At 42.7% G+C, this 12,257-nt stretch carries 15 protein-coding genes and 1 pseudogene; 3 read left to right on the top strand and 13 right to left on the bottom strand.

The window, feature by feature from the left end:
- Both WBA89_RS17895 and rfbC read right to left on the bottom strand, forming a co-directional pair.
- A partial coding sequence (locus tag WBA89_RS17895) for a sugar nucleotide-binding protein (RefSeq protein ID WP_424408565.1) occupies positions 1-211 on the bottom strand: 211 nt, incomplete at its 3' end.
- Between the two features lie 2 nt (positions 212-213).
- On the bottom strand, positions 214-759 hold the full coding sequence (gene rfbC, locus WBA89_RS17890) for a dTDP-4-dehydrorhamnose 3,5-epimerase (protein WP_424408564.1): 546 nt from the start codon (positions 757-759) through the stop codon (positions 214-216).
- Between the two features lie 50 nt (positions 760-809).
- Between rfbC and WBA89_RS17885 the strand changes: the two genes are divergently transcribed.
- Positions 810-1,481: a class I SAM-dependent methyltransferase gene (locus WBA89_RS17885; protein WP_424408563.1), complete on the top strand. Its 672-nt coding sequence runs from the start codon at positions 810-812 to the stop codon at positions 1,479-1,481.
- Positions 1,482-1,560: 79 nt separating this feature from the next.
- Here the strand turns inward: WBA89_RS17885 and WBA89_RS17880 are convergent, their stop codons facing one another.
- Complete coding sequence (locus WBA89_RS17880) at positions 1,561-2,109, bottom strand: Uma2 family endonuclease (protein WP_424408562.1); 549 nt, start codon at positions 2,107-2,109, stop codon at positions 1,561-1,563.
- Between the two features lie 167 nt (positions 2,110-2,276).
- Here WBA89_RS17880 and WBA89_RS17875 point away from each other — a divergent pair, with 167 nt between their 5' ends.
- The gene (locus WBA89_RS17875; RefSeq protein WP_424408566.1) at positions 2,277-2,879 is read left to right on the top strand and encodes a Uma2 family endonuclease; all 603 of its coding nucleotides are present in this window, start codon (positions 2,277-2,279) and stop codon (positions 2,877-2,879) included.
- 626 nt (positions 2,880-3,505) lie between these two features.
- Here the strand turns inward: WBA89_RS17875 and WBA89_RS17870 are convergent.
- The 5 genes from WBA89_RS17870 to WBA89_RS17850 form a co-directional block, all read right to left on the bottom strand.
- The gene (locus WBA89_RS17870) at positions 3,506-4,471 is read right to left on the bottom strand and encodes a lipase family protein (RefSeq protein WP_424408561.1); all 966 of its coding nucleotides are present in this window, start codon (positions 4,469-4,471) and stop codon (positions 3,506-3,508) included.
- A 39-nt stretch (positions 4,472-4,510) separates the two neighbouring features.
- Positions 4,511-4,813: a hypothetical protein gene (locus WBA89_RS17865; RefSeq protein WP_424408560.1), complete on the bottom strand. Its 303-nt coding sequence runs from the start codon at positions 4,811-4,813 to the stop codon at positions 4,511-4,513.
- A gap of 64 nt (positions 4,814-4,877) precedes the next feature.
- Positions 4,878-5,282 (bottom strand): hypothetical protein, encoded by a 405-nt coding sequence (locus WBA89_RS17860; RefSeq protein WP_424408559.1) that lies wholly within the window; start codon positions 5,280-5,282, stop codon positions 4,878-4,880.
- Positions 5,283-5,326: 44 nt separating this feature from the next.
- Positions 5,327-6,775 (bottom strand): tetratricopeptide repeat protein, encoded by a 1,449-nt coding sequence (locus WBA89_RS17855; protein ID WP_424408558.1) that lies wholly within the window; start codon positions 6,773-6,775, stop codon positions 5,327-5,329.
- A gap of 94 nt (positions 6,776-6,869) precedes the next feature.
- Positions 6,870-7,772, bottom strand: a complete 903-nt coding sequence (locus WBA89_RS17850; protein ID WP_424408557.1) for a hypothetical protein — start codon at positions 7,770-7,772, stop codon at positions 6,870-6,872.
- A 258-nt stretch (positions 7,773-8,030) separates the two neighbouring features.
- Between WBA89_RS17850 and WBA89_RS17845 the strand changes: the two genes are divergently transcribed.
- Complete coding sequence (locus WBA89_RS17845; RefSeq protein WP_424408556.1) at positions 8,031-8,516, top strand: helix-turn-helix transcriptional regulator; 486 nt, start codon at positions 8,031-8,033, stop codon at positions 8,514-8,516.
- A 122-nt stretch (positions 8,517-8,638) separates the two neighbouring features.
- Here WBA89_RS17845 and WBA89_RS17840 read toward each other — a convergent pair whose 3' ends face one another.
- The 5 genes and pseudogenes from WBA89_RS17840 to WBA89_RS17820 all read right to left on the bottom strand — a co-directional run.
- Positions 8,639-9,703, bottom strand: a complete 1,065-nt coding sequence (locus WBA89_RS17840) for an NAD-dependent epimerase/dehydratase family protein (RefSeq protein ID WP_424408555.1) — start codon at positions 9,701-9,703, stop codon at positions 8,639-8,641.
- Between the two features lie 109 nt (positions 9,704-9,812).
- Entirely contained in the window at positions 9,813-10,490 is a 678-nt protein-coding gene (locus WBA89_RS17835) for a Uma2 family endonuclease (protein ID WP_424408554.1), read from the bottom strand.
- A gap of 100 nt (positions 10,491-10,590) precedes the next feature.
- Positions 10,591-10,770 (bottom strand): hypothetical protein, encoded by a 180-nt coding sequence (locus WBA89_RS17830; RefSeq protein ID WP_424408553.1) that lies wholly within the window; start codon positions 10,768-10,770, stop codon positions 10,591-10,593.
- Positions 10,767-11,567, bottom strand: a complete 801-nt coding sequence (locus WBA89_RS17825; RefSeq protein ID WP_424408552.1) for a glycosyltransferase family 2 protein — start codon at positions 11,565-11,567, stop codon at positions 10,767-10,769. The genes WBA89_RS17830 and WBA89_RS17825 overlap by 4 nt, the downstream gene beginning before the upstream one ends.
- A 3-nt stretch (positions 11,568-11,570) precedes the next feature.
- Positions 11,571-12,257, bottom strand: a pseudogene (locus WBA89_RS17820) (hypothetical protein); the annotation flags it as partial.

The following is a 12,257-nucleotide window of genomic DNA, read 5'->3' as shown; positions in this document are numbered from 1 at the left end:
CTGGTTCGCTTTCGGCTTTGTCTACCGCAGTATAAGCGCCGGAATTGATAACCAAATCTGGTTGAATTTCAGCCATTGCTTGGCGGATGGTTTCGGGTTGGGACAAATCGACGCGAGTGCGATCGACCGCAATAACCTCTCCCGAAGATAATAAAATCGACTGCAATTCTTGAGCTAGCTGTCCGTTGCCGCCTGCGAGTAAAATTTTCACGATTAAAACACTTGAGCTTTTTTCAACGTCTGTCCGGCTTTGTCTTTAGCTGATAAGATTGGTTTGGCACCATCTAGCGGCCAGTCGATCGCCAAATCAGCGTCATTCCATACAATACACCGCTCGTGTGCCGGTGCATAATAATCTGTAGTTTTGTACAAAACTTCAGCAATGTCTGATACTACTAAAAAACCGTGAGCAAAACCTGCCGGCACCCACAATTGCCGTTTATTTTCTCCACTCAGCAAACAGCCCACGGACTTCCCAAAAGTCGGCGAACTTTTTCTGATATCCACCGCTACGTCAAATATTTCGCCCGCAACTACACGCAGCAATTTGCCTTGAGGCTGCTGCATTTGGTAGTGCAAACCGCGCAGCACATTTTTAGACGACTTGGAATGATTGTCTTGAACAAATTCTGCCGTTACGCCTGTTTTGTCTACGAAAGCTTGGTGATTGAAACTCTCGAAAAAGAAACCGCGATCGTCTCCAAAAATTTTCGGCTCAATTATCAAAACTTCAGGTATTTCGGTAGATATAACGTTCATAGTTGCCTGTATCGCGTGATAAACTCATACTTGGTCTATGGTATCTTACTATGAAAACTGACACATATCTCAAAAAGTTGTACGCCAACCGATTTGATTCCCGCCAAATGCAAGCCAAGGTGGCACTCTGGAAAGTTCTAATTGATGAGTTTTTACAAGATTATGTTCCTCCAGAGTCAGCCGTTTTAGATATTGGCGGAGGCTACTGCGAATTTATCAATCAAATTTGGGCTGACAAAAAATGTTTGATTGACCTCAATCCCGATTCAAAGTTATTTGCAAATTCCGATGTAAAAATATTGAATGTCGATGTTTTAAACTGTGGAAATAAATCAGTTTTTGCCGAACAATTTGACCGGATATTTATCTCTAATTTTTTTGAACATCTCCGCAACAAAGAGGAACTTGTAGAAATTATCTCGTTTTGCTTTGATGCGCTGAAGCCGAGCGGCTCACTTTTGGTGATTCAGCCTAATTTTAAATACTCTTACAAGGAATACTACGATTTTATCGATCATCAATTACCGATTACGCACTTATCGCTGCAAGAACTGTTACAAACTGTCGGGTTTGAAATTGACCTGATTATACCGAGATTTTTACCGTTTTCGACGAAAGGGCGGCCGGCTTCACCGCTGCTGTTAAAGATTTACTTAAAATTGCCTTTTTTGTGGCGGTTTTTGGGCGGGCAAATGTTTGTCAAGGCGTCGAAGCATAGTTAGAAACAATGTCGATGAGAGTCGGCGGTTGAAACCGCTACTACACAAACTAAGTCGGCCTCCGCCGACTGAATAAAATAGCTTATTTTAATAATTCATCGACGGGGATGCTAAAACCAGGCAAAACAATTTGAGTGCTAACAATTTCCCCAGCAATAAAGATAATTCTGGTTTGTTTTGTTACTACAATAACCCATTGATTTTCGGGATATACCAGCCAAACTTCCTCACTTCCCGATTCTAAATATTCCGTAGCTTTAGCAATTACATCTTCCGCTAAATCTGTTGGAGAAACAATTTCAGCACACAAAGGAAAACTTTGCGGCAGAACTTTGAGATTGCCAAATTGTGCTGCCAATTCCGGGGGAAGGTAGGCAACATCAGGATAGCGTCCTTGCTGCTTTGTGCGGCAGGGAACATTAGTATAAACTTTTCCTCCCTGCCCGCTAGAGTCTTTGTAGTTTCTCCAGTAATAGTAAAGATTTCCTTGCACCTTGCTATGCTTGAGAGTTATGCCATTTTTTTCCAATAATTCGCCATCAACCCACTCTTGCAGATCCGGTGGACTTTCCATCCATGCTTCTAGAGAGTAGGTTTGAGATGCCGGGGCGACAACTGTAGAAGTTACCATTTTTCGGTTCTCCGTGTGGAACTTTTTTTATATGATATCAGATACGATCGCCCTTTATGCCTGTAACTTCCAAGTGTTATCATAAAAACAACGAAGCCTCAAGCATTTCGGGCTTTGGGCAATCAAAATAGAACTGCTATAAAAAGATAGGTTTGAGGACAAAAATGATGACACAAACTAAATCATCCGCCGCCCTTGCAATCAATCTTCCGCCAACACTAACGCTGACTGTCACCCGCGAACAGTTCATCGAATTGGCGATCGCAAATCGGGAGTTACAATTAGAAAGAACCGCAACAGGAGAATTAATCGTAAACCCGCCCACCGGAGGCGAGACAGGAATAATAAACTCGGAAATCGGCGGACAAATCTGGTTGTGGAACTGCCAAACTAAACTCGGTGCAGCATTTAGTTCTTCTACTGGTTTTGACCTACCAAATAGGGCTATTCGCTCTCCTGATGCGTCTTGGGTGAGTCAAGAAAGGTGGGATGCACTCACCCCAGAACAAAAAGAAGGTTTTGCTCCTATTTCTCCTGATTTCGTGGTGGAACTCCGTTCTAAAAGTGACAATATAAAGCCACTGCGAGAGAAAATGAAAGAATACATGGACAACCAGGTGCGTTTAGGTTGGTTGATAGATCGGAAAAACCGAAAGGTGGAGATTTACAGACTAAATCGGGAAGTGGAAGTGCTGGACAATCCTGCAACTTTGTCCGGTGAAGATGTTTTACCGGGGTTTGTCTTGGATTTGGCGGAAGTTTGGGCGTGAAGTGCGATCGCCCGCAATATTTTAGTCAGGGCGGGTTGACTGGATATCTCGTATTATATCGTATATAATAAACCAAATTTGTAGGGGCGGGTTCACCAACCATATCTGATAAAAATGAATAATTTCATAAACCCGCCCCTCAACAGACAATCAAAATGTACCGTAAATTTATGGATCAAATGTTGATGTAAATAATCGCGGGGATGGGGCGGGTTTATGAGATTGTTTGTAGGTTTCATAGATGGTTGGTGAACCCGCCCCTACCGAAATTAGGAAGAAATTTAGGCAGAAACCGGGTTTTTTCCGACATACACCGAAGTATTAAATCTGTGAAAAGCCCGGTTTCTTTAGTATCTATCGCCTCTCTACAAATCGTCGTCGCAGACAGCCCAGTCAGGCTTTTAGCGTAGCTTGATCGGCATCCGTCAAACCCCTAACGCGCGCAATATTCATGCCCTCATAAGGTATGTCAATCAAAGTTTTTAAGCACTCACCGACAGAAAACCCGTCCGCTTGGTGCTGTGCAGAACTCCCAGAAGCGCCCACCGCATCATTGACATTTTGCAGATATTGGATTTCGCGAAGATTGCAGAAGGCGCCCGCCTTTTGGCAAACATTTATTCTACCTACTTAATCCAAGGTGGAAGATTACCAAAATTCAGCCTTTCTACATATTTAATAGCGCGATGTTCTTGTAATGAGGCTTGAATCAAAGTTTGAACCAGCTTTCTCAATCTAGCCTTAACACCCGATTTTTCTTCATCTCCTTGGGTTTTAACTCGTAGCTGTGGCAGTAAAATTCTCGAAAACTGAACCCACTGCCAAATCTTACTGATGTCGGGTTCATCTAACTGACGGCATGAATAATCATTTTCTATAAGATACTCAGCCTCTAAATGGGAATAGTTAGAAAGTGTTTCTAATAAACCAGGTTTCCAGTTAGCGATCGCCCCTCGTAAACCTGGTATCCGCTTAATTGCAATGGCAATTATTTCTGGCAAGTGTGGGATGAAGTCCCCAGCATTACGAAATCTGTATAACGGCGTATCTAGTATGAATTCTTCGGTGCTGACTGGCGGTGCGCCAAAAGTGTAAGTTTCTAAAACATAAGGCTCAATTAGCTTCAAACCAGATTTTTGAAGCCGTTTGGTAATGAGTGTAGCTGCTGCTCCTCCCAAACTGTGTCCAGTAATAAAAATGTCTTTTCGGCTATTATATTCTCGCAATATAAACTCTTGCAATTGTTCCCAAAAACGCTCTACAAAAGTGTCAAATCCTGAATGAATGCCTTGTGAATTAGACTCTGCCAGTAAATTTAAAAAATAATCGTCTAGGTTTTCTGTTCCTCTAATGGCGAGCGCAATCTCGTTGGGTGCAGACAAAGCCAAACCGCAGCAAGCAAAATCACCTGTTGAAATCAACGCACGCGGCGCTCGAATAAACTCTATTGTTTCGTACTGACGGACTAAGGGTAAACATCCTGATTTGAGGATATCGCGCACAACTTCTAAGCCTTGGTTGTAGGCGACGTAGGTTAGTTGGGACAGACAGGCCATTTCGAGCGATCGCTGACGGTTCAGAGTGTGTTTCATTTTTATTTAGTGGGTAGGAGTAGGGTGCGATTTTTAATTTTATCCTCTTGGGTACAGCGACCAAAACTTTAATTCAGGAAACGTTCCATCTTGGACAAATCGTTGAAGAACAGGACGAAGTTCTTCAAGTTCTGATTTATTCAGAGAACCGCGCACCCCAAATTTAATTACACCTAATATTTTGTTTAGTGTTGAGATTTCATTATTTATTTCATTGTCTTTTTTTACTACTCTCATGTTACTCCGCTCGCTTTGAAGTTCAGTGAGAGTAGGCTCTAGTCTAGCTATCATCTCTTCGCGACTCAAGCCTTCGAGTGGTTTGAGTATAGATGTAATTTTCATATTCTACAATCTCCTTTTCTTGACAAAATGAAATCAATTGAGTTTTTGAGAATGATAGGGCAGATTAAAACTCCCATTCATGATCTGGATCGTCAAGGGCTGTTCTGACAGATGTCAAATCAGCAAGGTCTTTGAACGGACTGGACTTAGCTATTTCGGTAATTGAAGTCATGGCTAAAGCTAACTGCTTATTATCACCGATTGCTATTGCCTCATCGACCTTTTCAAACAGAAATTTAAAATTATTAGCACGTTCATCAAACGAGCCTTCAAGATACTTGATTAAAACATCGCGTTTTGCTTGAATGTCGGCAATTGTTGCTTTTTCCCAAGCTTCTATACCACGCCGTTTAGTCTGTTCTTGCTCGGCAACTATTTTGTATTCGGTGTAAGCTTCAACAACATCGCGGAAGTAGTCAGCAGCAGAGCCTGGATTAAAGATTTTTACAGAAACTTTTTTAGCTATCATTTCTATTTGCCTGGTAAAATTCGATATTTCTACAGAACAGAACCCTAAAACACCCGCGTCTGCCACCAAGGAGTATTTTTAATTTCCTTCTGAAGATTGCGGACTTCTTTTTGAAGATTTCGGACTTCATCCATCATGGATTTTTTGCGAAAGAGGCTGATAGCTTTCTGAAAATCTGCTATCGCTTCCTCTCTTTTTGCCTTTTCTCTGCGTATAGAACCCCTTTTTACGTAGGCATAAGCATTGTCTGGCTCTATTTTGATGACCTGATTGTAGTCGGCAATAGCTCCCCGCTTGTCTCCCTTTTCATGGCGGACGCATCCCCGATGAAAATAAGCATCTGTACAGCTTGGTTCTATCTTGATGACTTGATTGTAGTCAGCTATTGCACTATCATAATCCTTGTTTGCTGCGCGTGCATGACCGCGATACAAATAATTAATTGCTTCATTAGGGCTAAGCTTTATAACCTGAGTGAAATCGGCAATAGCTCCTTTATAATTCTTTACTTTGGCGCGAGCATAACCCCGCTGAAAATACAGGTTAACATCATTAGGTTTAGTTTTGATAACTTGAGTGAAGTCAGCAATGGCTTTTTTGTAATGTTCTAGCTCAACAAGTAAGCAGCCCCGCGTGAAGTAGGCATCCACACAGTTAGGGTCAAGTTTGATAACTTGAGTATAATCAGCAATAGCACTCTCATAATCCTCTAGTTCAGTATATGCTAAACCACGACAGTAGCAGGCATTCACATTACTAGGATCGATAGTGATAACTTGAGTGAAGTCAGCAATGGCTTCTTTGTATTTTTTTAGTTCGCTGTAGGCACTTCCTCGTATTAAGTAGATATCTGCATTGCCGGGAGAGAGTTTGATGACTTGGGTGTAGTCGGCAATTGCCTTGCTATAATCATTTTTAGCGACGTAAATGTTACCTCGATTGCGGTAAGCATCTACATAGCTAGGATCGAGCTGGATAGTTTTAGTATAATCTGAAATTGCTCCTGCATAATTGTGCTGTTCATCGAGAATACAGCCGCGCACAAAATAGGCATAAATATTTTGAGAATTGAGTTCGATCGCTTTAGTAAAATCTTCAAGAGCGGCCCCGTACTCTCCACTTTCAAGCTTTTCTATTCCTCGGTTAAAAAAGTCTTCATCGCTTTTGAAAAAATCAAAAAATCCTGTAATTCCCTTAGATACGCCTTTGCCTACATTCTTAACTGTAGATTCTGCTTTGGCACCAGCCATTGCTACGCCTTTGCCTACATTCTTAAATGTAGATTCTGCTGTGGCACCAGCCATTGCACCGCCAACCATGATTAAAGGAATAGCCACAGGCCCTAGAGCAGCCGCACCCAAAAAAGTTACACCAGCCGCAAGTGCTGCACCTCCTCCTACAACTGCACCCGCTTGATTTTTTTTTGCGAACTCATTCTCAGTACATACCGTATGTAAATCACCAACATTTCCTAAAATTTCCCAGGGATTCATTGCAACCTCCTTATTTTTAAGTAGTAAGGTGGGAAATGCCCACCCTACAAATAGATTTTCTGCCTAAGTCTTGAGACTACTTCGATCGTGATTTCTATTTCCCTGGTAAAATCCGATATTTCTCCAAAACCTTCACAGTACCGAGGTTAAGCTTACCGTCATTGTTTAAGACAGGAGTTTTCAACATTTCTACAAGTCCCTTCATCAGAAGGCCTACCTGTTGGAACTTCTCAGCATCCCTCTTAGCATCAAACGGCTGAGATTCAAGTTGACTCAGACCTTTAACAGCACGAGTGTTCATAGATTCAAACACTTTTCTCAACTCAGTTATTCGCTGTCTTACCTGTTGAGCAAAATCCTTAGCAAGTTTCATGTCTGCGATCGCCTTATTGACTTGAGCTTCATGCTCTCGCGCCTTTGTCATCGCTTTCTCGCCTTCACTAGCAGCAAAAAAGCCACCAATCGCCAAAGCTGGTAAAAGGGTGATACCGCCTAGCACAGCAGCACCCAGAGCCATACCGCCACCACCAGCCGCGATCGCTCCACCCCCAAACCATGCTAAAGTTGCGTTCCAAGCAGCCGCTCCGCTGAGAGTTGAGATAGCTGTTCCCGTGCTTGCTGCTCCTAGTGAAGTAACAGCACCAATAGCACCGCCGTAACCTGCTGCGGCTGCTCCAGCAGATTTAAAGCCAGCCATAAAATATTGTTCTGCTCCTACCGCCGCAGCTTTGTACTCGTTCATCTGCTGAACTGAAAAATCCATCCCTTCTAAAAGCCGCTTTTCACTTTCTGAAGCTTTCCGACCACTATTTTCAAGGAAGGTAACAAAGCGCTTAATTGTGCTTCTTATGACATTCAGTTGAAGTTTACCATACTCTTCTGCCAATTTGTTTGTGGCTGCTTCTTCTCTTTTCAAATCTTCAACTGCACGCTCGAATCGCTCTTGAGCTTCCTTGGCAAGTTCATTAGCTTTCTGACCTGGATAGAATGAAGGCATAAAATACTCCTAACTGTGATTTGCTAACTGTGATTTTTAGTGATTTCAAAAACAGGCAATTTCTTAGATACTTTTGCTTGATAACTCTGTCCAGCACAAAACGACACCTCGCAAGAAGTGAGCCTTCCCGTGACAGCCAGAGATGAAGTATGAGCCTGCTTTTTATTAAGATAACTTAACCCAGCTTATCCATGAAACTAATAAGCATTAGAAATCGTGTTAGACTTTGATTAGGAAAACCCCAGACACCTATCCCCAATGCCATCCCCTAACGAACAATTCACAGAAGCTGCCCACGAATGGGACTTAGAAACCCTCTACACAGACCTCGCATCCGCCAAGGGAAAGCGGCTCACCCCCAATGAGAAGCAGCATCTACGGGGTCTACTCTGCGGCCACAGCCCCGCCGAAATTGCTGAAAAACTCAATAAAAATCCCAAGGGAATTGCAGTTGACTTTTGCAACACTATTTATCAATATGTAAAAAATCTTGTAGGCAAAGCTGATGAAAAGGTAGAAAACTGGAGAAAGATTTGTGAATGGCTGGAGGACGCAGGATATCAAACTCAGTCGTCTCCTGAATCTGAATCAGGTGATTGTTTACCAATAAAATTTTCAATAAAAAAAGCCAATATAATTCTCGATAAAAATCAAATAATAGTTGATATTAACCTGCGAATAATAGCCTCTTCACCTTCAGAAATTCCCATCATCGAAAACCTCGACCTCAACGGCAATAATTAATACTGCCGAAAATGGCGTTACACCCGAAGGGATGAAACAGGACAGGGCACTGCCGTTTCCTTAGCGCAGAATAAATGGTTTTATTACCAAATTCCACAAAACATCTGCGGTGCAAAAAATCCCTACAAAATCGAACTCAAAACCGCCTCATTAGCAGCAATCCAATCATAAATATCCTGCAAAGCTGCTTCGGGGCCAATAACAGGCCGCCATCCAGTCTTCTCCATCACCCTAGAAGAATCGGTAATAAAAATCGGAATATCCCCCGCGCGTTCCTCCAAAACCGGATTAATTGAAATCGATTTACCCACAATTTTTTGGCACAAATCAGTCGCTTCAACCAAAGAAAGACTGTTGCTAAAACCGCCGCCTACATTAAAAACTTCGCCGTCAAATTCAGCAAAATTTTCTAACTGATAATTAACTAACCTCAACAAATCTTCAACGTGCAGCAAATCCCTAACTTGCTTCCCGCTGCCGCCAAAACCGATATAATTCAGCGGCTTTTCAAAATAGTGAGCGGCTACCCACAAACCGCAAACTCCCTGATCGACTTTACCCATTTGCCAAGCACCGGTAATTAACCCGCAGCGGTTAATAATTGCCTGCAGGTTGTATGCTTCTCTGTATTCCTCAATCAGCAATTCCGATGCTAATTTAGTTGCTCCGTAAAGCGAACGGTGTCCTTTTAATGGGAAGTCTTCTGATATGCCTAACTCGGATATACCGGGTAATGTTTGCTCCGGGGCGATCGCAAATCTCTCATCCAACTCCAACAGCTTAACAGATTTCACACTGGCGATCGGATAAACCCGACTCGTAGACAAAAACAACAAACTCGCACCAGTCTGTCTCGCCAACTCCAAAACATTCACAGTACCCAGCAAATTCGTCTGCAAAACGTACTGAGGCGAACTAAAACCAGCCAATACCGAAGGTTCCGCAGCGCAATCGATAATGCAGTCAGGGTTGAGTGCAACGGGATCTAAGTCTGCCGCCGTGCGAATATCCCCGTAAACAAACTGAATCCCGCAACTTTTCAGCCTCGGAATATTCAATTCCGAACCCCGGCGGCGCAGGTTATCCAAACAAATGATTTGCCATTCCGGGTGCATTTTCTTCAGGCCAATTGCCAAACAACTGCCGATAAAACCAGCACCGCCCACAATTAAAATTCTTTCAGGCATTGACTCAACTTTCTTAGAGGATTAATTACTGCTGTTAAATTATTGAACAACGGGTGTTGAGCTATACCTCGCATTAAAACTGAATCATCTTGTCAATGAATTTTGACAACTATTCTGGTTCAATTCCCAAAGCCCGCAACTGATTCGCTAATCGCTCAGCCCGCTCTTGGGCTTGTGCAGCTTGTTGCTGTGCTTGCAGTGCAGCTTCCTCTGGCGTAGCAACTAACTGACCATCTGGGGTAAAATAACGCAATTTCCCATCGTGAATTCCCAGATATAATTCTAGTACCTCACTCCACAATCTACCAAATTCATTGGCAAGAATAGCTTGATATTCTTGACCAATTAAACGAAAACCAGCAAATTCCAAATCTTCAGGATCGAACCAAAAGTATTCGGGCGTTCTAAACCGATTTTGATATAATATCTTTTTTTCGTTGCGATCGACTCTGGCGGTAGAACTAGATAGCAATTCGATAATTAGATCGGGATATCTCCCCTCTTCTTCCCAAACTACCCAGGAACGACGCGGACGTTTTTCGGTGTCGGCGATCAGAAAAAAATCAGGGCCGCGAAAATCCCGATTTTTCAATTGTTGCTGGCTGTAGTAAACCGTCAGATTTGCTCCAACAAAAAAGTCGTTGCGCTCGCGCCATTGCCATTCCAAACAGGCAACTAATAATGCTAATTGAATATAATGTAGGGAACTTTCCATTTCCGGTTCGTCACTTTCTAATTGACTGGCATCGGGCATCAATTTTGCCATTTGTTGGGCTGTAAAAACCATGACTCAATCCTCCCAATTTAGTATATATTATTAAGCCAAACTTCCATCGCATCTCTAGTCAAATTATCCCTAAATATCCGAATTTTTAGCTTTGTCACCATTATAATGTGGAAACTCGATTTTGTACGCAGTCCGCGAGGCGATCGCAAATTTGCCACCCATAAATTTTTCCATCTCGCGAGAATATGCCAGTTAGGATGACAATTAACCGATCGCACTTATTATCTCCGAGCGGCATCAAAGTATCAATAGCTGCGGCACCACAATCATTAGTCATCATTCCTTCGCAGTCAGGACTTCACTCCTTGACTTTGGCAACAAATCTAATTTCAACTCATTCATCTTTCTAGTTCGGTGGTAGTCGCCGCGAGAGAGATGTTTTTCCAGCCAGACATACAAGACAATAAATAAATATCGGCTGCCCATTTCTTTAATTTTCAGCTTAGAAATACCAGCAGTTCGATTGTACCACCTCAGAGGAATTACCGCATAGGAAAAACCCCGGACAATTGCTTTTAAAGGCAGTTCTACAGTTAAATTAAAATGATGGCTTAAAATCGGCTGCACGCCTTCAATCACTTCTCGGCGGTAGAGTTTAAAAGCATTGGTAACATCGTTGTAGCGCCAGCCAAAAATAGTTTTGACAAACCAGTTTGCTAAGCGATTAATTGCTAACTTGTGAATTGGATAGTCAACTACAAAGCCGCCTTTGATAAATCGGGAACCGAAAACGCAGTCATATCCTGCTTGCAATTTGCGGTATCCTGCTACTAAATCCTTCGGATCGTCGGAAGCATCGGCCATCACAATTGCGACAGCATCGCCGTCAAATTCCGCTAAACCTCGTCGCACGGCAAATCCAAAACCGTTGGGAGGTTGATTGTTGATGTATCTAACTGTGGGAAATTCCCGCGATAATTCCTGGCAAATGTCAAGGGTTCGATCGACACTGTTGTCATTCACAATCAAAATTTCGTGCGGAATGCCTTCTAAATCGAGCGTCTGGGCGATCGCCCGCACAGTACCTTCCAAACAGCCCTCCTCGTTGTGGGCTGGTACAATCACCGAAATTTTCACTCCTCATCCTCCACGCAACTGGACAAACTGGTTGTCAACAGGATTATACACCCAAGCTTTGATTTCGGTTTGGGCGATCGACAAATCGCGATCGGACACATCAACCGCCCACCTCGCATTATTGTACAACTGCGATTGCAAAATCTTAGCAATATCGGGACTGTCCAAATTTACATAAGCGTTAGCAAAAAAAGCTTGTTTGTCGCCGACAGATAGCAGTACAATCTTCGGCTGTTGCAAATTTTCTGGCAAAACCGCCCAACCAGCAGCCTTGAAAGATTTTTCGCCCGTTGGGGGTTTGTCTAAATAGCCGTAAACTTTCTCTGGATTAGCAATAAACTCTACATTTTTAGCGAACTTTCTCCAACCTATTCGATCGAGAATTGCAGCGCCTTCTCTCACCAGCCAAGTTTTTTTACTCAGCACCCTCAAACAGCTTTCCGGCGAATTCTTGAAAAAGTCCGACGGTTCCAAATAGTTAATTAATTGCAAACAATTTTGAGCGCCTTGTTTGTAAAGAAGTGCAGAGCTAGTTTGGGCGATCGCCTGCTGAGAGTTAACAATAATTATAGTAACTAATAAGCCTGCAACTCCCCGATAAATAAATTTATAGTTAAGTTTTAACAGAGGTTTTGTTTCTCTAACAAACAATTGTCCTAGCTGAACTATAGCAATCAACAGCAAAATCGA

Source organism: Microcoleus sp. (assembly GCF_049646505.1).
Taxonomy (GTDB): Bacteria; Cyanobacteriota; Cyanobacteriia; order Cyanobacteriales; family Microcoleaceae; genus Microcoleus.
The sequence above is the reverse complement of the archived record's forward strand: the minus strand, read 5'-3'. Positions and strand labels throughout refer to the sequence as shown.

What these genes read in the sequence shown, in the direction of transcription:
- WBA89_RS17870 (WP_424408561.1), bottom strand. Translation starts at nt 4,471, where the DNA reads ATGAAACACACTCTGAACCGTCAGCGATCGCTCGAAATGGCCTGTCTG.
- WBA89_RS17865 (WP_424408560.1), bottom strand. Translation starts at nt 4,813, where the DNA reads ATGAAAATTACATCTATACTCAAACCACTCGAAGGCTTGAGTCGCGAA.
- WBA89_RS17845 (WP_424408556.1), top strand. Translation starts at nt 8,031, where the DNA reads ATGCCATCCCCTAACGAACAATTCACAGAAGCTGCCCACGAATGGGAC.
- WBA89_RS17830 (WP_424408553.1), bottom strand. Translation starts at nt 10,770, where the DNA reads ATGATGACTAATGATTGTGGTGCCGCAGCTATTGATACTTTGATGCCG.
- rfbC (WP_424408564.1), bottom strand. Translation starts at nt 759, where the DNA reads ATGAACGTTATATCTACCGAAATACCTGAAGTTTTGATAATTGAGCCG.
- WBA89_RS17875 (WP_424408566.1), top strand. Translation starts at nt 2,277, where the DNA reads ATGACACAAACTAAATCATCCGCCGCCCTTGCAATCAATCTTCCGCCA.
- WBA89_RS17840 (WP_424408555.1), bottom strand. Translation starts at nt 9,703, where the DNA reads ATGCCTGAAAGAATTTTAATTGTGGGCGGTGCTGGTTTTATCGGCAGT.
- WBA89_RS17885 (WP_424408563.1), top strand. Translation starts at nt 810, where the DNA reads ATGAAAACTGACACATATCTCAAAAAGTTGTACGCCAACCGATTTGAT.
- WBA89_RS17835 (WP_424408554.1), bottom strand. Translation starts at nt 10,490, where the DNA reads ATGGTTTTTACAGCCCAACAAATGGCAAAATTGATGCCCGATGCCAGT.
- WBA89_RS17850 (WP_424408557.1), bottom strand. Translation starts at nt 7,772, where the DNA reads ATGCCTTCATTCTATCCAGGTCAGAAAGCTAATGAACTTGCCAAGGAA.
- WBA89_RS17880 (WP_424408562.1), bottom strand. Translation starts at nt 2,109, where the DNA reads ATGGTAACTTCTACAGTTGTCGCCCCGGCATCTCAAACCTACTCTCTA.
- WBA89_RS17855 (WP_424408558.1), bottom strand. Translation starts at nt 6,775, where the DNA reads ATGAATCCCTGGGAAATTTTAGGAAATGTTGGTGATTTACATACGGTA.
- WBA89_RS17860 (WP_424408559.1), bottom strand. Translation starts at nt 5,282, where the DNA reads ATGATAGCTAAAAAAGTTTCTGTAAAAATCTTTAATCCAGGCTCTGCT.